This window comes from Pannonibacter sp. XCT-53 (assembly GCF_009915765.1).
Lineage (GTDB): Bacteria > Pseudomonadota > Alphaproteobacteria > Rhizobiales > Stappiaceae > Pannonibacter > Pannonibacter tanglangensis.
The window spans coordinates 50,494-71,331 of the sequence record NZ_JAABLQ010000004.1 but is presented as its reverse complement, the minus strand read 5'-3'; the positions used below and the strand labels follow the sequence as shown (position 1 = coordinate 71,331).

General features: G+C 66.2%; 21 protein-coding genes. 12 read left to right on the top strand and 9 right to left on the bottom strand.

All coding sequences use genetic code 11. From position 1 onward, the window contains the following. Positions 1 to 137: 137 nt before the first annotated feature. The 5 genes from GWI72_RS18895 (at position 138) to GWI72_RS18875 (ending at position 2,779) form a co-directional block, all read left to right on the top strand. Complete coding sequence (locus tag GWI72_RS18895) at positions 138 to 440, top strand: hypothetical protein (protein ID WP_161709641.1); 303 nt, start codon at positions 138 to 140, stop codon at positions 438 to 440. Positions 441 to 560: 120 nt separating this feature from the next. Then, entirely contained in the window at positions 561 to 944 is a 384-nt protein-coding gene (locus tag GWI72_RS18890) for a hypothetical protein (RefSeq protein ID WP_161677844.1), read from the top strand. A gap of 127 nt (positions 945 to 1,071) precedes the next feature. Next, a complete protein-coding gene (gene sppA / locus GWI72_RS18885; protein WP_161709640.1) occupies positions 1,072 to 2,076 on the top strand; it encodes a signal peptide peptidase SppA in 1,005 nt (334 codons plus the stop codon). Next, positions 2,073 to 2,381, top strand: a complete 309-nt coding sequence (locus GWI72_RS18880) for an integration host factor subunit beta (RefSeq protein WP_161677842.1) — start codon at positions 2,073 to 2,075, stop codon at positions 2,379 to 2,381. The genes sppA and GWI72_RS18880 overlap by 4 nt, the downstream gene beginning before the upstream one ends. A gap of 32 nt (positions 2,382 to 2,413) precedes the next feature. After that, positions 2,414 to 2,779 carry a LapA family protein gene (locus GWI72_RS18875; RefSeq protein ID WP_161677841.1) on the top strand — a complete coding sequence of 122 codons (366 nt, stop codon included), beginning with the start codon at positions 2,414 to 2,416 and terminating at the stop codon, positions 2,777 to 2,779. A gap of 72 nt (positions 2,780 to 2,851) precedes the next feature. Here the strand turns inward: GWI72_RS18875 and GWI72_RS18870 are convergent, their stop codons facing one another. Next, positions 2,852 to 3,514, bottom strand: coding sequence for a trimeric intracellular cation channel family protein (locus GWI72_RS18870; RefSeq protein WP_161709639.1), 663 nt, complete (start codon positions 3,512 to 3,514; stop codon positions 2,852 to 2,854). Between the two features lie 136 nt (positions 3,515 to 3,650). Continuing rightward, a complete protein-coding gene (locus GWI72_RS18865) occupies positions 3,651 to 4,871 on the bottom strand; it encodes an argininosuccinate synthase (protein WP_161677839.1) in 1,221 nt (406 codons plus the stop codon). A gap of 272 nt (positions 4,872 to 5,143) precedes the next feature. Between GWI72_RS18865 and GWI72_RS18860 the strand changes: the two genes are divergently transcribed. Then, complete coding sequence (locus tag GWI72_RS18860; RefSeq protein ID WP_161709638.1) at positions 5,144 to 6,700, top strand: glucan biosynthesis protein; 1,557 nt, start codon at positions 5,144 to 5,146, stop codon at positions 6,698 to 6,700. A gap of 152 nt (positions 6,701 to 6,852) precedes the next feature. On the opposite strand, the gene GWI72_RS18855 is transcribed toward GWI72_RS18860, so the two are convergent. Beyond that, positions 6,853 to 7,467, bottom strand: a complete 615-nt coding sequence (locus GWI72_RS18855) for a TetR/AcrR family transcriptional regulator (RefSeq protein ID WP_161677837.1) — start codon at positions 7,465 to 7,467, stop codon at positions 6,853 to 6,855. 125 nt (positions 7,468 to 7,592) lie between these two features. On the opposite strand from GWI72_RS18855, the gene GWI72_RS18850 reads away from it, so the two are divergent. The 3 genes from GWI72_RS18850 to GWI72_RS18840 all read left to right on the top strand — a co-directional run bounded on the left by GWI72_RS18850 (position 7,593) and on the right by GWI72_RS18840 (position 12,709). Continuing rightward, positions 7,593 to 8,054, top strand: coding sequence for a (2Fe-2S)-binding protein (locus GWI72_RS18850; RefSeq protein ID WP_161677836.1), 462 nt, complete (start codon positions 7,593 to 7,595; stop codon positions 8,052 to 8,054). Positions 8,055 to 8,057: 3 nt separating this feature from the next. Beyond that, on the top strand, positions 8,058 to 10,250 hold the full coding sequence (locus tag GWI72_RS18845) for a xanthine dehydrogenase family protein molybdopterin-binding subunit (RefSeq protein ID WP_161709637.1): 2,193 nt from the start codon (positions 8,058 to 8,060) through the stop codon (positions 10,248 to 10,250). Positions 10,251 to 10,567: 317 nt separating this feature from the next. Beyond that, positions 10,568 to 12,709: a methyl-accepting chemotaxis protein gene (locus GWI72_RS18840; protein ID WP_161709636.1), complete on the top strand. Its 2,142-nt coding sequence runs from the start codon at positions 10,568 to 10,570 to the stop codon at positions 12,707 to 12,709. Between the two features lie 104 nt (positions 12,710 to 12,813). Here the strand turns inward: GWI72_RS18840 and rlmN are convergent, their stop codons facing one another. Both rlmN and GWI72_RS18830 read right to left on the bottom strand, forming a co-directional pair. Continuing rightward, entirely contained in the window at positions 12,814 to 14,028 is a 1,215-nt protein-coding gene (rlmN, locus tag GWI72_RS18835) for a 23S rRNA (adenine(2503)-C(2))-methyltransferase RlmN (RefSeq protein WP_161677833.1), read from the bottom strand. A gap of 262 nt (positions 14,029 to 14,290) precedes the next feature. Then, complete coding sequence (locus GWI72_RS18830) at positions 14,291 to 14,803, bottom strand: invasion associated locus B family protein (protein ID WP_161677941.1); 513 nt, start codon at positions 14,801 to 14,803, stop codon at positions 14,291 to 14,293. A 265-nt stretch (positions 14,804 to 15,068) separates the two neighbouring features. Here GWI72_RS18830 and GWI72_RS18825 point away from each other — a divergent pair, with 265 nt between their 5' ends. Then, complete coding sequence (locus GWI72_RS18825) at positions 15,069 to 15,635, top strand: sigma-70 family RNA polymerase sigma factor (RefSeq protein WP_161677832.1); 567 nt, start codon at positions 15,069 to 15,071, stop codon at positions 15,633 to 15,635. 9 nt (positions 15,636 to 15,644) lie between these two features. Here the strand turns inward: GWI72_RS18825 and GWI72_RS18820 are convergent, their stop codons facing one another. Beyond that, on the bottom strand, positions 15,645 to 16,232 hold the full coding sequence (locus GWI72_RS18820; protein WP_161677831.1) for an RNA methyltransferase: 588 nt from the start codon (positions 16,230 to 16,232) through the stop codon (positions 15,645 to 15,647). A 196-nt stretch (positions 16,233 to 16,428) separates the two neighbouring features. Between GWI72_RS18820 and GWI72_RS18815 the strand changes: the two genes are divergently transcribed. Next, positions 16,429 to 17,403: a zinc-binding dehydrogenase gene (locus tag GWI72_RS18815; protein WP_161709635.1), complete on the top strand. Its 975-nt coding sequence runs from the start codon at positions 16,429 to 16,431 to the stop codon at positions 17,401 to 17,403. Between the two features lie 4 nt (positions 17,404 to 17,407). Here the strand turns inward: GWI72_RS18815 and xth are convergent, their stop codons facing one another. Then, entirely contained in the window at positions 17,408 to 18,217 is an 810-nt protein-coding gene (gene xth / locus GWI72_RS18810) for an exodeoxyribonuclease III (protein WP_161677829.1), read from the bottom strand. Between the two features lie 224 nt (positions 18,218 to 18,441). Here xth and GWI72_RS18805 point away from each other — a divergent pair, with 224 nt between their 5' ends. Continuing rightward, on the top strand, positions 18,442 to 19,179 hold the full coding sequence (locus tag GWI72_RS18805; protein WP_161677828.1) for a GH25 family lysozyme: 738 nt from the start codon (positions 18,442 to 18,444) through the stop codon (positions 19,177 to 19,179). Positions 19,180 to 19,359: 180 nt separating this feature from the next. Here GWI72_RS18805 and folK read toward each other — a convergent pair whose 3' ends face one another. Continuing rightward, positions 19,360 to 19,887, bottom strand: a complete 528-nt coding sequence (gene folK / locus GWI72_RS18800; protein WP_244314428.1) for a 2-amino-4-hydroxy-6-hydroxymethyldihydropteridine diphosphokinase — start codon at positions 19,885 to 19,887, stop codon at positions 19,360 to 19,362. Next, positions 19,884 to 20,735 (bottom strand): dihydropteroate synthase, encoded by an 852-nt coding sequence (gene folP / locus GWI72_RS18795; protein ID WP_209000187.1) that lies wholly within the window; start codon positions 20,733 to 20,735, stop codon positions 19,884 to 19,886. The genes folK and folP overlap by 4 nt, the downstream gene beginning before the upstream one ends. Positions 20,736 to 20,838 lie beyond the last annotated feature (103 nt).

Sequence of the window (20,838 nt, the reverse complement as noted above, 5' to 3'; positions counted from 1 at the left end):
TCCGGTTAACCCATCAGCCAGACGTTTTTTCTCCGGCAAGTGTTCCGCAACTTCTCTGGGGCAGTCTCGGGATCGGGTCAGGTCGCCCGACGCGCCGGCCCGTCGCCCTTGCGGGCCAGACAGAGGGAGGAGCCGGAATGCGTGCATCCGAACCGAACACCCAGACCGAATTCGAGCTGGAGCGCTACATCATCGAGCACCGCGACACCCGGGACGAGGCGGCCCCGGCGGCAGCGCATCCCGGGCTGCTGGCGATGCGCTACCTGTTCGAGAACGGACATCTCGCCGCATGCGGCTTCGCATCCGACGCAGATCCGTCCCGGCCGCTGCCGATGGACGCCCTCGCGGACGTCCAGGTCGCCGCACTCCAGACGACCCTTGCCGCACTGCGCAAGGCCGATGGCGCCCCGGTCGCCGCAGCAGTCCCGCGGGCCGGCTGAATGCTGCCCGCCGCCGGAAGAAAACCGGACAAGCTGTGACGCAGCGCACAGTCTGACGCAAGGCTCACGCCCATCGTATCCGCCGAGGCTGCGCGGACCGCAGCCAGGCGGGAGACGATGATGCGGGGACTGGCGTTCTGGTTCTTCATTTCGGCGATGCTCTATGGCCTCGGCGGCGTGGCCTTCGGACTGCAGATGGCCACGGCGCATGACCACAGCCTGGCGGCGGTGCAAGGCCACCTCAACGGTCTCGGCTGCCTCGCCATGGGCCTGTTCGGCCTCTATTACAACGCCGTGCCGCAGGCCGGCGAACGTCTGGCTGCCCGCCTGCACTTCCTTCTGTCGACCATCGGCCTGTGGCTGCTGATCCCCGGTGCGATCGTTGCCCTCAACGGCGGGCCTGCGCATCTCGCCAGCGCCGGCCTCGTCGTGACAGGCCTTGCCACACTGCTGTTTGCGGCCATCGTCGTGCGACACCGCCGGCCGGTTTCCCTGCGCGCCTGACCAGGACGCCGGCCGGAAAACCGGCCCCGCGACGACGCGTCCGGGCGGGCGGTGGCTTTTGTCCTTTTCAAGCCACCTGCGCCTGTGTAGCGATGGTGTCCGACGAGATCTGACCAAGAGATTGCGCATGTCCCTGGATGCCGATGCGATTGTCGACCGCCGCAGGCTGCGCCGGAAGCTGACCTTCTGGCGCCTTGCCGCCTTTGTCATCCTGGCCGCAGCCCTCGGCGCGGGCATCCTGGCCGTTTCCGGCCTCGATGTTCCCTCCAAGCGCGCGCCGCACATTGCCCGCATCGCGGTGGAAGGGGTCATCCTCGACGACCGCCGGCAGCTGGAGATGATCCGGGACATCGGCGAGTCCGGCACCGTGGAAGGCGTGCTCCTCTCGATCAATTCGCCGGGCGGCAGCACGACCGGCGGCGAGGCGCTCTTCGAGGCGCTGTCCGACCTGGCCGAAAAGAAGCCGCTGGTGGCCGAGATCCGCACCGTGGGCACCTCGGCCGGCTACATGATCGCCCTGTCGAGCGACCACGTCGTCGCCCGCTACAACTCGATCACCGGGTCGATCGGCGTGCTGTTCCAGTATGGCAATGTCGAAAAGCTGCTGGACACCCTCGGGGTCGAGATGGACGCAGTGAAGAGCTCGCCGCTGAAGGCCGAACCGGACTTCTACTCCTCCACCAGCCCCGAGGCACGGCAGGTGCTGGAGACCCTCGTCGGCGACAGCTACGACTGGTTCGTGCGTCTGGTCGCCGACCGCCGCGGACTGGACGAAGCGCGGGCGCGCGAACTGGCGAACGGCGCCATCCTCAGCGGCTACCGGGCCCGGGAAGTCGGGCTGGTCGATGCGATCGGCGGCGAGGAGACGGCCATCGCCTGGCTCGAGAGCGAGCGCAAGGTGCCGGCCAACCTCCCGGTCGTGACCTGGAAGGTCCCGGCCGAATCCGAGTCGCTGCCCTTCTCGATGCAGATCGGCCGCAGCCTCGGCGAGGGCGTCGCGAGCGCCCTGATCGGCCATCTCGCAGACGCTAAAGGATTGATTTCCCCGAGCCTTACGCTTGACGGGCTCGTCTCCGTTTGGCACGCTCCCAACGCGGCTGAGAAAGATGCAAGTCGAGGGGGCGGGGAATGATCAAGTCCGAGCTGGTTCAGCGCATCGCCGAACAGAACCCGCACCTCTACCAGCGGGACGTCGAGAACATCGTCAACGCAATCCTGGACGAGATCACCGAGGCGCTGATGCGGGGCGACCGCGTCGAGCTGCGGGGCTTCGGCGCCTTTTCCGTGAAGAACCGGCCCGCCCGCGTCGGGCGCAATCCGCGCACCGGCCAGAAGGTGGACGTGGACGAGAAATACGTGCCCTTCTTCAAGACGGGCAAGGAAATGCGCGAACGCCTGAATGATGGCGTCGACCACGGCGAGGACGACGACGACTGATCGTCGGCCTTCCAGCGAAAGGCTCCGGATTCGTGACAAGGTTCCTGAAGAACACGGTTCTCTTCCTCATCGCGCTCGTGCTGCTGCCCCTGTCCGTTGCCAACCGCCACGGCGTCGACATCGCGCTCAATCCGTTCGACCCGCAGGACCCCCGCCTCACGCTGACCGATGTGCCGCTGTTCTGGGTGATGTTCTGCGCCATCCTGGTCGGCATCGTCATCGGCGGCCTGGGGGCCTGGGCGAGGCAGGGCAAGTGGCGCCGGGAAGCGCGCGTGAAGCGCAATGAAGCCGACAAATGGCACCGCGAGGCCGACCAGCTGCGCGCTGCCGCAGCCGATCAGGCCGCAACCGCCTCTGCAGCCCTGCCCGCTCCGGGCAAGGACAGCCGTGCGGCCTGACGACGGCCGGACCAGAGCCTGTTTACAGTCTGAGCACCAGCCGCATCGGAGGGCAGGCGACCGGCAGCCAGCCTAGCGGGCAGCGGGCGGACGGTAGCTCGGCAGCGTCCAGCCGCGGGTGATCGCCCCCGCACGAAGGACGAATGCCGCTGCGGCCCCGATGATCGCGGCCGGCCAGAGGCTGAGGCCCAGGATCGTCAGGATCACGAAGACGGTCGAGCCGATCACCGCGGCTGAAATGTAGAGTTCCGGTTTCACGATCGCCGAGGGATCCCCCACGACCACGTCGCGCAGGATGCCGCCGAAGGTGGCGGTGGCCACGCCCATGAGCACCGCCACGACCGGCATTTCGGACACGGACAGGGCCTTGGCCGAGCCCATGACGCAATAGGCCGCAAGCCCGACCGCATCGGCCCAGCGCAGCGGCTTGCCCCAGCCCTCGACGATATGGGCGCCGAACCACATCAGCACGCTGACCGTGAAGCAGACCAGCAGGTAGCCTTCCGACCGGGTCCAGAACACCGGCACGCCGAGGATGAGATCACGCAGCGTTCCACCGCCGATCCCGGTCATCGTGGCGAAGAACAGGAAGGCGATCAGGTCCATGTTCTTGCGCGAGGCGACAATCGCACCGGTTACGGCAAAGACCGCGACGCCGAGATAGTCCAGGATCTGGAGGAAGTTGAGCAAGGGGTCGATCGGCAGGTCGAGCGGCAGGTCGAGCGGCTGGGCCATGGGCACTCGCGGGCTGGAAAGGCAGGGATAACAGACGGTACCACAGCGGCGCCCTCCTGTCCGGACGCAAGGTCCCGCAACAAAAATCCGGCGCGAATTGCTTCGCGCCGGACGTCAGGACGATGCAGCTGCGGCGTCAGCCGAGCTTGTTGCGCTTGGCGAGCGTGCGCAGGCGCAGGGCGTTCAGCTTGATGAAGCCGGCCGCATCCTTCTGGTCGTAGGCGCCCTGGTCGTCCTCGAAGGTGACCAGCTTGTCGGAGTAGAGCGACTTCGGGCTCTCGCGACCGATGACCATGACGTTGCCCTTGTACAGCTTCAGCGTCACCTCGCCCTCGACATGCTCCTGGCTCTTGTCGATGAGAGCCTGCAGCATCTCGCGCTCCGGCGAGAACCAGAAGCCGTAATAGATCAGCTCGGCATAGCGCGGCATGATCTCGTCCTTGAGATGCGCGGCGCCGCGGTCCAGCGTGATCGATTCCATCGCCCGGTGTGCCGCCAGCAGGATGGTGCCGCCCGGCGTCTCGTAGACGCCACGGCTCTTCATGCCGACGAACCGGTTCTCGACGAGATCAAGACGGCCGATGCCGTTGTCGCGGCCATAGTCGTTGAGCTTGGCGAGCAGCGTTGCCGGCGAGAGGCGCTCGCCGTTGATCGACACGGCGTCACCGCGCTCGAAGCCGATCTTGATGACGGTGGCCTTGTCCGGGGCAGCTTCCGGCGAGATGGTGCGCATGTGCACGTATTCCGGGGCCTCGACCGCCGGATCTTCCAGCACCTTGCCCTCGGACGACGAGTGCAGCAGGTTGGCGTCGACGGAGAACGGCGCCTCGCCCTTCTTGTCCTTGGCCACCGGGATCTGGTGCTTCTCGGCGAACTCCAGCAGGTCGGTGCGGCTCTTGAAGGTCCAGTCGCGCCAGGGCGCGATGATCTTGATGTCCGGGTTCAGCGCATAGGCCGACAGCTCGAAGCGAACCTGGTCGTTGCCCTTGCCGGTCGCGCCATGGGCAATGGCGTCGGCGCCGGTCTTCCTGGCGATCTCGATCAGGTGCTTGGAGATCAGCGGACGGGCAATCGAGGTGCCGAGCAGGTAGACGCCTTCATAGACGGCATTGGCGCGGAACATCGGGAACACGAAATCGCGGACGAATTCCTCGCGCACGTCCTCGATGAAGATTTCCTTGATGCCGAGCATCTCGGCCTTCTTGCGCGCCGGCTCCAGCTCCTCGCCCTGGCCGAGGTCGGCGGTAAAGGTGACCACTTCGGCCCCGAGCTCCGTCTGGAGCCACTTCAGGATGATGGAGGTGTCGAGACCGCCGGAATAGGCAAGCACGACCTTCTTGATGTCGCCATGGGCCATGAGAGATGTCCGATCGCTGTTTCTGATAAGTCCTGGCCGCACGGTGCGCTGACCGGGCCGGCCTGAAAAACCGGGGGCACTCTAGTCACGTGGGCCGGGGCTGGAAAGTCCAATTTGTGAGGCGGCTTCACCTTGTTTGTATTTGGCGGAATTGGGCACGATTCTGCCGCTTGCGGGCCCCTTGCCGCAGTTGTATTTTCCGCCGCCGCCGTGTGGGGAGGCGGAGGACCGCCCCCCTGCAACTTCAGGCGCATTTGCCACAAGGATGACCCATGCGTCTCATCGCTTCCTGTCTTCTGTTCCTTGGAATTCTCGCCGCCCCCGTCCTCCCGGCGGCCGCAGGCGAGCTCGCTGCCAAGCGCGGCCCGGCCGAGCCCTTCAGCTTCGATGCCGTGATCGATCAGGCCAAGGCGCTCGCTGCCAAGCCCTATGCCGAGCAGCGCACCCGCGCCGCCGAAACGCTCGAAAAGATCGATTATGACGCCCACTGGAAGATCCGCTTCGACGCGGACGAGACGGTGAACATCTCCGACAAGGCGCCGGTGCAGTTCTTCCACCTGGGCCGCTACTTCAAGCAGCCGGTGAAGATCTACGAGGTCAACAGCGGTGTTGCCCGCGAGATCCTGTACGATCCGTCCTACTTCAGCAGCCCGGACGACAGCCCGTCGCGCGACCTGCCGGCCGACATCGGCTTCGCCGGCTTCCGCATCATGCGCCCGGATCTCAAGACGGACTGGATCTCCTTCCTCGGCGCGTCCTATTTCCGGACCGACGGCCAGTCGAACCAGTACGGCCAGTCGGCCCGCGGCCTGGCTCTGAACACCGGCCTGTCGCAGCCGGAAGAGTTCCCGCGCTTCACCGCCTTCTGGCTGGCGCCGGGCGAGAACGCCGACGAGTCGCTGGTGCTTTACGCCCTGCTCGACAGCCCGAGCGTGGCCGGCGCCTACAAGATGACCATGCGCAACACCGAAAGTGAGGGGCAGACCATCGACGTCGACAGCCGCCTGTTCTTCCGCCAGCCGGTCGAGCGTCTCGGCATCGCGCCGCTGACCAGCATGTACTGGTACTCGGAGACCAACCGCTCCATGGGTCTCGACTGGCGTCCGGAAGTTCATGACACGGACGGCCTGTCCATCGTCATGGAGAACGGCGAACAGATCTGGCGTCCGCTGAACAACCCGAAGGGCCTGCGCACCTCCACCTTCCAGGCCTCGAACCTGCAGGGCTTCGGTCTGGCCCAGCGTGACCGCGCCTTCGAGAACTACGAAGACGACGGCGTGTTCTACGACAAGCGTCCCTCGGTCTGGATCGAGCCGATGGCTCCGTTCGGCGAAGGCGCCGTGCAGCTCGTCGAGATCCCGACCGACGACGAGATCTACGACAACATCGTCGCCTACTTCCTGCCGAAGACCCTGCCGGCCGCCGGCGAGGAGCGCCGCTTCGCCTACCGCATGCACTGGAAGGATCACCATCCGCTGCCGGGCGTGGGCTCCCGGACTGTCGCGACGCGCGTCGGCCAGGGCGGCGTGCCCGGTCAGCCGCGTCCGGCCGACCAGATCAAGATCTCGATCGACTTTGAAGGCCCGGCGCTCAAGGGGCTTGGTCAGGGTGACGGCGTGACCCCGGTCGTCGAGCTGTCGCGCGGCGAGGCGATCAACCCCTACCTGCTGCCGGTCGTCGGCACCGACCGCTGGCGCCTGATCTTCGACGCCAAGGTTGCCGACCACGACCCGATCGAGGCCCGCGTTTACTTGAAGCGCGGCGACGATGTGGTCAGCGAGACCTGGCTGGGCCAGATCACGCACGAACTGGTCGCACACCTGCGCTGACGCGCAGACCCGCGCCTTGAGACGGCGCACACGGACGCAGACGAATGGGGCCGGTTCACGCCGGCCCCTTTTTTGTGCCCGCCCTCATGTGTACCGGCCCTCAGGGATGCCCGATGGCGGAAGGAGCGGTGGACGGGGCTGCAGGTGTCGCGTCAGTCAGCCCGGGCGAAGGCCTTGATCATGAAGGCGACCGCATCGGCGACGATGGCCTGCATGAGATCCCGGTCCGGAGCGCCGCCGGTCAGCAAATACGGATAGAAGCCGCGCGCCTTGATCAGCGCCATGAACTGGGTCGCGGCCAGTTCCGGCGTGCCGGCAACCAGGGCCCCGTCGGCAAAGGCCGCGTCCATGAACGCGCCGAAGGCCCGCATCTTGTCGACACGCTGCGCGAACTCGGCCGCCAGAACGGGATGCCGGATGGTTTCGCCCATCAGCATCCGCGCCATCCGCATGAAACAGGGATCAACCAGCAGGTTGCCCTCGGCCCAGGCCAGGCGGGTAAGCTGGTCCCGCAGGTCCTCACCCGGAACATAGACCACATCCAGGGCTGCGGTCATGCGGTCGGCGAGACAATCGATGATGGCCCGGAACAGCACATCCTTGCTGGCGAAGTGATTGTAGACCGTGCGCTTGGACACGGTCGCGCGGTCGGAGATCCGGTCCATGCTGGCCCCGGCGAACCCCCGTTCCTGAAACTCCGCAATCGCCGCCTCGAGGATCTGCTGACGCTTCTGATCGCTGATCGAGACACCCTGAAAATCGCTCATGGGGGTTTGATCTCAAAATTTCGCGCCTATGTAAACTCGGGAGTTTACAGATCACGCCCCGGCAAGTAAACTGCACCGTGTAGTTTACTCCTTGAGCCAGGTTTTGCAGCCACGGGAGACGTGACATGCCAGTGACCCTCACCCTGAATGGGGAAAGCCGCGTCATCGACGCCGATCCCCAGACCCCCCTTCTCTGGATCCTCCGCGACACGCTCGGCCTGACCGGCACGAAGTTCGGCTGCGGCATCGCCCAGTGCGGCGCCTGCACGGTTCATCTGGACGGGGTTCCGACCCGCTCCTGCCAGACCTATCTCGGCGACCTCGAAGGCGCGAGCATCACCACCATTGAAGGCCTCGAAACCCCGGCTGCGGCCGCGATCCGCGCGGCCTGGACCGAGCTCGACGTGCCGCAATGCGGCTATTGCCAGTCCGGACAGATCATGGCTGCCACCGCCCTGCTGAGCGAGACGCCAAAGCCGACCGACGCGGACATCGACGCGGCAATGGACGGCAATGTCTGCCGCTGTGCCACCTATGCCCGCATCCGCAGCGCCATTCATCTGGCCGCAGAAAAGCTGGAGGGCTGACCCATGCTGCATCATCTTGCCAAGCCGCTGGAAGCCGCAGCCCCGAGCCGGCGCACCTTCCTGAAACTGACCGCCGGCGCGGCCGGCGGGTTGTTGCTCGCCCTGAAGCTGCCGGGACAGAAGGCGCTGGCAGCCGCGTCCTCCGACACGCTGGCGCAGCCCTTCGTGCACATCCGCGCCGACAACACGATCGTCGTGCTGTCGAAGCATCTGGACAAGGGGCAAGGCATCGCCACGGGTCTGGCAACGCTGGTCGCCGACGAGCTTGACGCCGCCTGGGAGCAGGTGAGTGTCGAGTTCGCCCCGGCCAATGCCGAGCTCTACAAGAACCTCTTCTTCGGCATGCAGGGCACCGGCGGCTCGACCGCCATTGCCAACTCGTTCCAGCAGTACCGCCAGGCCGGCGCCACCGCCCGCGCGATGCTGGTGGCCGCAGCCGCGAAGGCCTGGGGCGTCCCGGCCGCCGAGATCAGCGTCTCGTCCGGCACGCTGTCGCACGCCTCCGGCAAGAGCGCCACATTCGGCGAGATGGCCGGCGCGGCGGCGGCGCAATCGGTCCCGCAGGATGTCGTCCTGAAGACCCCCGACCAGTGGGTCTACATCGGCAAGTCCTTCCCCCGCGTCGACACCCGGTCAAAGATCACCGGTGCCGTCGGGGCCTACGGGATAGACCAGCGCTTCGACAACATGCTGGTGGCCGTCCTTGCCCGCCCGCCCCGCTTCGGCTCGAAGGTGGCGTCGGTGGATGACACGGCCGCCCGTGCGGTCGCCGGTGTGGTGGATGTGATCACCGTTCCCTCCGGCGTCGCCGTTCTGGCCACCGGCACCTGGGCTGCGATGCAGGGCCGCGATGCCCTGACCATCACCTGGGACGACAGTGCAGCCGAGATGCGCTCGACCGATGCGATGGAGGCAGAGCTGGCCGAGTTGGTCGGCAAGCCGGGCCTGAAGGCCCATGGTCATGGCGATGCCGCTGCGGCCATGGCGAAGGCTGCCCGGGTCATCGAGGCGGAGTACCAGTTCCCCTATCTGGCGCATGCGCCGATGGAGCCGCTGGACATCACGGTGCTGTTCGATGGCAGCAGCGCAACGTTCTGGACCGGAGCCCAGTTCCAGACCATCGACCAGATGGTGGCTGGCCAGGTGCTTGGCCTGACCCCGGACAAGGTTGCCATCAACACCCTGTGGGCGGGCGGCTCCTTCGGCCGCCGGGCGCAGCCGGACAGCCACTACTTCGCCGAGGCGGCGCTGATCGCGAAGGCGCGGCACGCGGCAGGCCATGCCGCGCAGCACATCAAGATCGTGTGGACTCGCGAGGACGACATTCGTGGCGGCTACTACCGGCCGATGATGCGGCACAAGGTCCGGGTCGGCCTCGACGGCACCGGCAACCTGCTGGCCTGGGAACACCGGATCGCCGGCAAGTCGATCATGATCGGGACGGCGATGGAACCCTTCGTCGTGAAGAACGGCGTTGACGAGACCATGGTCGAAGGCATCTCGGGCACAACCTACGCCCTGCCTGCCTTTGCCCTCGAGGTGCATGCGACCAAGACCCCGGTCCCGGTGCTCTGGTGGCGCGCGGTCGGTCACACGCACACGGCCTATGTGATGGAAACGATGATCGACCGTCTCGCCCGCGAGGCCGGGCAGGACCCGGTCGCCTATCGCATGGCACTGCTCAAGGATGACCCTCGCAGGCTGGGCGTTCTGAAGCTGGCGGCGGAGAAGGCCGGCTGGGGCACCCCGCTCCCCGAAGGCCGCCACCGTGGCGTTGCCGTCCATACATCCTTCAACAGCCATGTCGCCGAGATCGCCGAAATCTCCTTCCGCGACGACGGGACCGTGAAGGTGGAGAAGGTCGTTTGCGCCGTCGATTGCGGCATCCCGGTGAACCCCGACACGATCCGGGCCCAGGTGGAAGGCGCGATCGGCTACGGCCTCGGGGCCGTGCTGCGCAACGAGATCACCTTCACCGACGGTATGGTCGATCAGTCGAACTTCGACACCTATCAGCCGCTGCGCCTGACCGACATGCCGCAGATCGAGGTGCATATCGTGCCCTCGACCGAAGCCCCCACGGGCATCGGTGAACCCGGCACGCCGCCGGTCGGCCCGGCCGTCGCCAACGCGATTGCTGCAGCCCGTGGCGAGTGGGTGACCACGCTGCCGCTGTCCCGCAGCGGTCTCGCCTGATCAACAGACGCCGCGACACACCCCGGAAGTTGCAAAGGGCCGCCCCACCGGGCGGCCCTTTCCCGTTGCAGCTGCTCGACCCGGACGTGCACCTGTCAAAAAATGCAAGTCAGTATTACGTTACAAAAAAATACGGCCTCGTTTCGTACAGACTTCATTTACTACAGAATTAGAAACCGAACCCCAGAAAAACAGCGCAACATAACGCAAGGACTTCACGGGGCAAAGCGCGGGATTCTTTAGATATTTCTTAAACGGCCAGGTGTTTAGTCGCATCACGAATTCGGTTCTGCGTCCCACAGAGGCAAAAGTCAAAAATGGCTTTCTCACTTGCACGTCTCAGCTTCCGCCTCCCCGTTGCAATTGTCGGTGGCGCCCTGATCACCGGGGCCCTCATCGGCATCCTGTCCTATCAACGCAGCTCTGCCGAATTGCTCCATGACGCGGAAGTCCGGCTGGCGGCGCTCTCGGAAGCCCGCAAGACGGAACTGTCGTTGTATCTCAACAGCATCGTCGAGGATCTCGGGGTGATCGGGCGCAGCCCGATGGTCGCTTCGGCGATCGAATCCTTCGATCAGGCCTGGACCGACACCGGCGCGGAGGCGACGCAGACGCTCCAGAAGGCCTATATTCATGACAACCCGAACCCGCTCGGCCAGAAGGACGCCCTGACGACCGCAGGCGACAGTGCCTATGACCAGGCTCACGCCACCTATCACCCGTGGTTGCGCGACTTCCTGAAGACACGCGGCTATTACGACATCTTCCTCTTCAATCCGGACGGCGACCTGATCTACACCGTCTTCAAGGAACTGGACTTTGCCACCAACCTGAACACGGGACAGTGGAAGGACACCGACCTTGGTCAGGCCTTCCGCAAGGCATTGGCCCTGCCGGCCGGCGGAGTGACCTTCTTCGACTTCGAATCCTACGCGCCCAGCAACGGCGTCCCTGCGAGCTTCATCGCCACGCCGGTCTACCGGGACGGAACGCTTCTCGGCGTGCTGGCATTCCAGATGCCGATCGATCGCATCAACGCCATCATGCGCCAGACCCAGGGGCTCGGCAGCACGGGAGAGAGTGTCCTGATCGGCTCGGACGCCAGGTTCCGGGCCGACTCGGCCAAGACACCCGACGTGAATGACATCCAGACCACCGAACTGACCGGCGACCTGGTGCAGCAGGCCCTTGCAGGCCAGCGCGTCGTCGGTCAGATCGAGGGCTACCGCGACTCGAGCTTCGTTGCCGCGACCACGCCGATGGACTTCGAGGGCACCCGCTGGGCGGTCATCACGCTGCAGGCCTACGACGAGGTGATGGCCCCTGCCCGCGCGCTGCGCAACCAGATCATGATGATCTTTGCCGGCTGCGCCGTCGCGGCTGCTGTCGTTGGGCTCTTCATCGCCCGGGGCATCGTCCGGCCGATCCAGGGCCTGGTGAAGGACGCGACCGATCTGGCCGGGGGCAATGTCGACGTCGCCTTCCTGGCGGCCAGCCGCAAGGACGAGATCGGCGACATTGCGCAGGCGATTGCCGGGTTCCGGGACACGGTCGCCGAGCAGGCACGCCTCGCAGCAGCCGAAGCCCGCGAGCAGGAAGAGCGCCTCGCCCGCCAGAAGCGGATCGAGGACCTGCTGGACCAGTTCCGGTACCAGTCGGAGGAAGTGCTGAACTCCGTCTCGGCCAACATGCAGCAGATGCAGGCGACCGCTCAGAACCTGATCCGGATCTCGACCTCGGCTGCAGAAACCGCGGGCAGCGCCTCGCACGCCACCTCCACCGCGTCCGAGAACGTCCAGCTGGTCGCCTCGGCCGCCGAGGAACTGTCGGCCTCCATCACGGAGATCGGCGGACGGGTCAACGAGACGACGGCGGTGATCCGCACGGCGACCCTCCAGGCCAGCGAGAGCAACGAGAAGATGAGCAATCTCGCGACGGCAGCCCAGCGCATCGGTGAGGTGGTGACACTCATCCAGGCGATTGCGGCGCAGACGAACCTGCTGGCGCTCAATGCCACCATCGAGGCGGCGCGTGCCGGCGAGGCTGGCAAGGGCTTTGCCGTCGTGGCCGCGGAAGTCAAGGAACTCGCCAACCAGACGTCGCGTGCCACCGAGGAAATCAGCGCCCAGGTGGCCGAGATCCAGTCCTGGACCGGCGACGCGGTGCGCTCGATCAGCGGCATCAGCGAGATCATGGAACGGGCCAATGCCTTCACCGGGTCGATTGCCGCCGCGGTGCAGCAGCAGGATGCCGCCACCCGCGAGATCAGCCGCAGCGCCAGCGAAACCTCGACGAGCACGATTGCTGCAGCCCAGAACATGGGAGCCGTCACCGGTTCCGTCGCCGAAACCCGGACCTGCGCCGATGAGGTCGATGCTGCCTCGGGCTCGGTCGCCGGTCGGGTCAGCGAGCTCGGCACCCTGGTGAACACGTTCCTGCGCAACGTCGCGGCTGCCTGACCTCCCTCCCCGGCGCTCCTCGGGGACAAGACGAAAGGCCGGTGCCTGCGGGCACCGGCCTTTCTGTCATTTTGCCGATTGGTCGGGGAGGCGCGCGGCCGGGATCAGGCAGCGCCCTCGAGGGCGTCCCGGTCCTTCTTGCGCATCCGCTCGGACGCCGACTTGAGCTGGCCGCAGGCGGCGAAGATGTCGCGGCCGCGCGGCGTGCGGATCGGCGAGGCATAGCCCGCGCGGTTGACGATGTCGGCGAACTGCTCGATGCGCTCCCAGTCGGAGCACTCGTAGGCCGAGCCCGGCCACGGGTTGAACGGGATCAGGTTGATCTTGGCCGGAATGCCGGCCAGCAGACGCACCAGCTCGCGCGCATCGGCGTCGCTGTCGTTCACGCCCTTCAGCATCACGTATTCAAACGTGATGCGCTTGGCGTTCGACAGGCCCGGATAGCGGCGGCAGGCGTCCAGCAGGTCCTTGATCGGCCACTTCTTGTTGATCGGCACCAGCACGTCGCGCAGGTCGTCGCGCACCGCATGCAGCGAGATTGCCAGCATGCAGCCGATCTCGTCGCCGGTCCGCGCGATTTCCGGCACGACACCGGAGGTGGACAGGGTGATCCGGCGCTTGGACAGGGACAGGCCGTCGCCGTCCGAGGCGATCAGGAGCGCCTGCTTGACGTTGTCGAAATTGTAGAGCGGCTCGCCCATGCCCATCATCACGATGTTGGACACGAGCCGGCCCTCGGACGGCACGATGGCGCCCTGCGGGGTCGAGGCATCGGGGAAGTCGCCAAGCCGGTCACGGGCCATCAGCACCTGCGACAGGATTTCCTCCGCCGTCAGGTTGCGCACCATCTTCTGGGTACCGGTATGGCAGAAGGTGCAGGTCAGCGTGCAGCCGACCTGGGAGGAGACGCAAAGTGTCCCGCGCCCTTCCTCCGGAATGTACACGGTCTCGATCTCGACCGGCCGCCCGGCCCCGCGCGGCGGGAAGCGGAACAGCCACTTGCGCGTGCCGTCGACGGAAATCTGCTCGGAGACGATCTCCGGCCGCGCGATCGAGAAGTGATCCTGCAAGGTGTAGCGCAGATCCTTGGCGATGTTGGTCATCTGCCCGAAATCCGAGGCGCCGCGGACATAGAGCCAGTGCCAGAGCTGCTGCGCGCGCATCTTGCGCTGGCGCTCCGGAATGTCGATCGACGCCATGGCTTCGGCCAGACCCGCGCGGTCGAGGCCGATCAGCGTCGGCTTCTCGGGGGCCGCCACAAGGTCCGGCACGGGCTGGGTCGAGGCTGCGCGCTGCGCAAGATCAAGCGTGATCGCCATGTCGGTCGCTACTGTCCTGGTTCCGGAAACGGGAGGCGCGCTCCGCCACAGTGGCGTCGGCACCGCGCGGCCATCCTGCAACAGGCAGTCCGCGCCTCAAACAAAAAGAGCGCGGCGTCCTTGCGGAGCCACGGCCTGCATGGGGAGAAACCACAAAATGCCGCTGAAATCAACTCTCGACGCGGCGTCAGGCGGCCTCACCGGGCCACTCTGGGGGTCTTCCGGGGCCGCGCGGGCCCCGAAGGGCCCGCCAGTCCCGCAATCAGCGACAGCCGCGAGCTGCCATGTCGATCGCTGCCGAAACGCCTGCCAGCGAGAATTCGTAGCTGGTGCCGGTGCCGCGGGCCGACTGGGCCTTGATCACCATCTTCCTGCCAGCCCGCATCGCGGCAATCAGCTGCTGCTCGGTTGCTGCGTTTTCAACCCAGGCGCCGTCGCCCTTGGTGAACATGTTGAAGGTCTTGCCGTCGACGTCGACCACGGCCGGGGTGCCTTCCTTCAGCGGATACCCGACCTGGAAGCTCGGCTCGTTGGCGACGCCTTCGGCCTTGCGGGTCGACACGAAGAAGAACACCTCTCCGTGATTGCGGTCGCTTGGTGCCATGACCTTGGGCCGGGTCAGCGCGAAGCAGACCTTGCCGCCCCCGCTGGAATGCGTGAACGCTGCCCAATCCCTTGTCGGTTCACCCAGAGGCGTTGGGGCCTGGGCGAAGGCTGCAGCACCGGACAGAGCCAGAAATAGGCCGGCGGTAACCAGTGTACGTGCTTGCATCATCTCCACACCGTTTCCTTGCGCGTCTATCGCTACGTTTTTACTTAAGCTTCTGGAGCCTTATAAACAGTCCCTTAAGGCTACCTTGAAGACGGTTACGAAAGGGTTGAAAGCCAATTTCACCGATGGCGCGAAGCGTCGCAGGCGGTATTATCGGCTCCCAATGCGAGCACGCTGGCTGCATAAATCAGGCGAGAGTGTGACGGAAAAACACGTTATATCGAGAGCCAGGGTCAGCTAGACCTGTGGTCCGGGAGTTAAGTCTGCGGTGGTTCAGGCGCAGTATTTTTCAAGTCTGATCGAACGGGTTGCGCAGTCTCAGGACCAGTCCGCATTTGCCGAGCTGTTCGACCATTTTGCCCCGCGCATCAAGGGCTACCTGATGCAGCAGGGCAGCGACGCCGCATCTGCGGAGGAAATTGCGCAGGAGGTCATGGTGATCCTCTGGCGCAAGGCGGGCCTGTTCGATTCCTCCAAGGCGTCGGCCAGCACCTGGTTGTTCCGCATCGCCCGCAACCGGCGGATCGACGCGCTGCGCCGGCTGAAGTCGGCCGACCTCGACCCCGAAGATCCGTCGCTGCAGCCGTCAGCGCCGGACGACATCGACGGGATGATGGATACAACTCTTCGTGAAGAGCGTGTCCGCGCCGCGATCGCGCAGCTGCCCGAAAACCAGCGCGACGTCGTGCGCCAGGCGTTTTTTCTCGGGCTTTCCCACAGCGAGATTGCCGAGAAGACCGGACTGCCGCTCGGCACCGTCAAGTCACGCATCCGCCTCGCCTTTGCCCGGCTGCGTCAGGTCCTGGAAGCGGATGCGGCCATCGATCTGGACTGAGCCGCCGCCTCAGTCCTCCGTCTCGCCCGGGACGGTTCCGGCCTCTGCCTTTTCCCACCCCGGCACCTGCCGGCCCGTCCTGAAGATCGGTCCGCCATGCGCATGGCTCGCCCGCTCCTGCTTCGGCCCGCCGGCCGTGACCGGACGGTCGGCGTAGCGGCCCAGCGCCCGGTGCCGGTCATAGAGAACGATCGCCCCGGCCGTCGCCACGTTGATGCAGAACTTCGTCGGGATCCGGATGATGTGATCGCAGCGGGCCAGCATCGAGGAGGACAGGGAGCCCCGTTCCGGCCCCAGCACGTAGGCTGCCCGCAGCGGGTGCATGAAGCTGGGCAGGTCGATGGCGTCATCCGTCAGCTCGACGCCGACAAGCTGGCACCTGGATGGCAGGTTCATCGTCTCGACCGTATCCCAGGCAAAGACCGGCAGATGGTCCGGGCTGTTGGACGTGTCCGAGCGCGGCGCGCGGCGGATGGCCGGCCCCGCATCCACCGTGAAGAAGAAGCTGGCTCCGAAGGCGTGAGCCGAGCGCATCAGACTGCCCAGGTTCATCCGCTTCGACAGACCTTCCGCCCCCACTCCGAAATACCCGCGCATTGCCAGACTGCCTTCCTGTCGAAACCGTTGGCGACGTGTCCCGTCGCGCCAGACCAGGGCGCCTGTTTGCCCCAGCCGACCGTCGCATTCAACCCGGCGGGGCCGCATCTTTCGCAGCGCGGAATCTTTCCGCAGCGACATTGTCATGATACGCAATGGACCTGCGTGGTCGGGAATTCCGTCGGGGGGAATGATCGTGAAAGCAGTTCTGTGCCGCACTCTGGGTCCAGCCAGCGGGCTGACGCTCGAAACACTGGACGAGCCGGCTCCGGGACCCGGAGAGGTCAAGGTCCGGGTCAAGGCCTTCGCGCTGAATTTCTTCGACACGCTCATCATCGAAGGGCGTTACCAGATCCGGCCCGAACTTCCCTTCTCGCCGGGCGCCGAGTTTTCCGGGATTGTCGAGACCATCGGCGAGGACGTCGAACGGTTCCGGCCCGGTGACAAGGTGATCGGCTACATCCGCTTCGGCGCCGCGCGCGAGGCGGTCATTGCCGTCGAGGACGATCTGGTTCCCATGCCGGACGACATCTCGTTCGAGGCCGCCGCCGGGCTGTCGGTGACCTATGGCACCACGCTGCATGCCTTCCGCGACCGGGCCGGGCTGCAGGAGGGCGAGACGGTTGCCGTCCTCGGCGCCTCCGGCGGCGTCGGCCAGGCTGCCGTCGAGATTGCCACGATCATGGGCGCGCGGGTCATCGCCTGTGCCTCCTCGCAGGACAAGCTTGCCTTTGCGCGCAGCCTCGGGGCGGTCGAGACCATCAACTACGAGACCGAGCCGCTGAAGGACCGCCTGAAGGCCCTGACCTCCGGCATGGGCGTGGATGTCGTCTACGATCCGGTGGGGGGCGATCTGGCGGAGCAGGCCCTGCGCGCCACCGCGTGGGAAGGCCGCTATCTCGTGGTCGGCTTCGCTGCCGGGCAGATCCCGAAGATCCCGCTCAACCTCGTCATGCTGAAGGGCTGCGACATCCGCGGCGTGTTCTGGGGCGAGGCGATCATCCGCGATCCGGAAGGGCACTGGGCCAACATGGCGCAGATCCTCGACTGGGTGCGGCAGGGCAAGCTGAAGCCGCACGTCCACGCGGTCTACCCGATGGAGCGGACAGCCGAGGCGATCCAGGAGATCGCGGACCGCAAGGTCCGCGGCAAGATCATCGTGAAGCCGTGATCCCTCAGCCCTCGAGCACCGTCATGACCGGGACGTGATCCGAGGGCTTCTCCCAGCCCCGCGCCTCGCGCAGCACGGCGACCGAGCGCAGCGTGCCGGCCAGGGGCTGCGACAGCCAGACATGATCGAGACGCCGCCCCTTGTCGGCCGCGTCCCAGTCCTTGGCGCGGTAGCTCCACCAGGTGTAGAGCTTGTCCGTCGGCGGAACGACCTCGCGCATGGCGTCGATCCAGTTGCCGGCGCGGCGGATCTCCTCGAACAGCTCGGTCTCCACGGGCGTGTGCGAGACGACCTTCAGCAGCGCCTTGTGCGACCAGACATCATGCTCGAACGGCGCCACGTTCAGGTCGCCGACGACCACCGCCGGACGCCGCGCCTCCTCGCCCGCAAGCCAGCTCCGCATCTCGCCCATGAAGTCGAGCTTGTGGCCAAACTTCTCGTTGATCTCCCGGTCCGGCTCGTCGCCCCCGGCGGGGACATAGAAATTGTGCAGGCGCAGGCTGGTCCCGCCGAAGGGGACCGACACGGCAATGTGCCGCGCATCGCCCTTGTCGCAGAATCCCCGCCGCTCGACCTCCGCCAGCGGCCGTCGTGAGACCACGGCAACGCCGTGGTAGCCCTTCTGGCCGTTGATGGCGACATGCTCGTAGCCCAGCTTGCGGAAGGCCCCTTCCGGGAAGTTCGCGTCCGGACACTTGGTCTCCTGCAGGCAGAGGACGTCGGGACCATGATCGCGCAGGAGACGCTCGACGATCGGCATCCGCAACCGGACCGAGTTGATGTTCCAGGTGGCAATCGTCAGGCGGTCGGTCATGGCGGGCAGTCCGGAGAAGAGACAGGCAAGGGCCTTCTTCATAAGCGCCGGGGGCGTGGACGCCTAGTGCAAATTCAACCCGCCGAGGCAGGGAAAATCCGGCGCGACATGTTCCGTCGAGGAGGCAAATGCCCCATTCCGGCCATGATTTCTCTACGGTCCGTTAGGGAATTTCCCGCATTTTGAACGTCAGCTTTTGCAATTCGTTAACCCGTGGAGTTCCCGTGTTCGCGTTGTGGCGTCGTTTGGCCATCTTCCTGCTGACCTTCTCGCTTGGTGCCTGTGCTTCCTACGAGGATCGCGATCCGATCCCCGAGGATTTCCCGATCCACGGCATTGACGTCTCCCGCTGGCAGGGCGACATCGACTGGCACAAGGTGCGCAAGGCCGGCACCGAGTTCGCCTTCCTCAAGGCGACCGAAGGCGGCGACCACCTCGATCCGAAGTTCATCGAGAACTGGAACGGTGCCAAGGCCGCCGGCGTGCCCCGCGGTGCCTATCACTTCTACTTCTTCTGCCGGCCGGTCGAGGACCAGATCGCCTGGTTCATCCAGAACGTCCCCGTGGACCCGACCGCGCTGCCGCCGGTCCTGGACATGGAGTGGAACGGTGAATCGAGCTGCCGGGCCCGTCCGCCGCGCGGCAAGATCATCGCCGACATGACGCTGTTCCTCGACACGCTGCAGCGGCACTACGGCAAGCGCCCGATCATCTACACGACCGTCGACTTCCATCGCGAGATCCTCGTCGGCCACTTCACGGCGCATGACTTCTGGATCCGCTCGGTCGCCCGTCACCCGATGCACATGTACTACAAGCGCAACGACTGGGTGTTCTGGCAGTACACCGCCGAAGGCACCGTGCCGGGCATCAAGGGCGATGTCGACCGCAACGTCTTCTTCGGCACCAAGCGCCAGTGGCAGCAGTGGCTGCGCGGCGAACTGCCGAACCCGGCCCCCTGAACCGGGCACCTGAACCGAGCACCTGAACCGGGCACCCGAACCGGCTTCCTGAACCCGGCAAGCGGATGGGCGCAGCCGGTCGGCTCACCCGGGCAGAACGGCCGCAGTCGCGGGAGTGTGGCCCATCCAGACCCTTCGGGACGCCCGGCCAGGCCGGGCGTCCTGTCGTCTCCAGCGGGATCAGTCTGTCAGGCGGACAACCTCGTCCGTACCGGGACACGCCGCACGTGCGGCGGCCACGCTCAGTCCGTCCGTGATCACGGCCTCCGGCCAGATGTCGGCCAGCGGCACCAGGACAAAGGCCCGTTCGGCCATGCGCGGATGCGGCAGTGTCAGTTCGGGATGATCCAGCCGGACCCGGTCATAGAGCAGCACGTCGATGTCGATGAGCCGGGGCCCCCAGCGCACATCGCGGACCCGGCCCATGTCCTTCTCGACCGCCAGGCAGGCCCGCAGCAGCTCGACCGGCGACAGCGATGTCTCCACCACCAGACAGATGTTGCGATAGTCGTCCTGCGGCACCGGCCCCCACGGCGGCGTGCGATAGGCCGGCGAGACGTCGACGACGCGCAGGCCCGGCAAGGCATCGAGCCGGGCGACGGCCACCGCGAGGTTCTGCTTCGGATCACCCATGTTCGACCCGAGACCGAGGGCGGCCCGGTGCGGCAGCGCTCCGCCGGACGAGGGGACCGGGGAGGTGCGGGTCAAGGGCGGGCTCCTTCCGGCGCAACGGGGACATGCTCGGCGCGTGTGGCCGCCAGGATGGCCATGGCCTGCACATGCGGGCGCACGTCATGCACGCGCAGGATCGCGGCCCCCTTGGCGGCCGCCAGGAGATGCACCGCCAGCGAGCCGAACAGGCGCTCGTCCGTCGGCACGTCGAGGACAGCGCCGATCATGCGCTTGCGCGAGGCGCCCGCCAGGATCGGCAGGCCGTGCTTGGCCAGCGTCTCGAGCCGGTTCAGGATCTGGTAGTTCTGGTCCATCGTCTTGCCGAAGCCGAAGCCCGGATCAAGGATCTGCCGGGAGCGGGGAATGCCTGCCCGTTCGGCAAGGGTCATGGAGCGCTCGAAGAAGCGGTCGATGTCGGACAGGATGTCGATGCCCGCATCCGCCTCGCGCCGATTGTGCATCATCACCACCGGCACGCCGGCGGCCGCGACCGCGTCCGCCATCGCCGGATCCTTCTGCAGCCCCCAGACATCATTGACGAGGGCGGCGCCGAGGGCGCAGGCGCGGGCGGCGATTGACGCCTTGTAGGTGTCGATGGAAACGGGCACGCCGAGCGCGATCACTGCCGACAGGACCGGCTCGAGCCGGGCCCATTCCTCGGCCTCCGGCACGGCCAGGGCACCCGGACGGGTGCTCTCGGCGCCGATGTCGAGGATGTCCGCCCCTTCCGCGACCATGGCCTGCGCATGCGCCAGCGCCGCGTCGGCCGCCGCGTGACGGCCACCGTCGGAAAAGGAATCCGGCGTCACGTTCAGGATGCCCATGACATGCGGCCGGCCTCCGGCGGACACCGGCAGGGGCAGGGTGTAGGGGGTCGGCACCATCTCAGAGGCGTTTCCACAAGGCCGGCGGACAGGGCAGCAGGCCCGCCCGGCGGCAGCAATGAACAGGCGGGCGTCATCGCGTGTCCGCGCGTCCAGGTCAAGC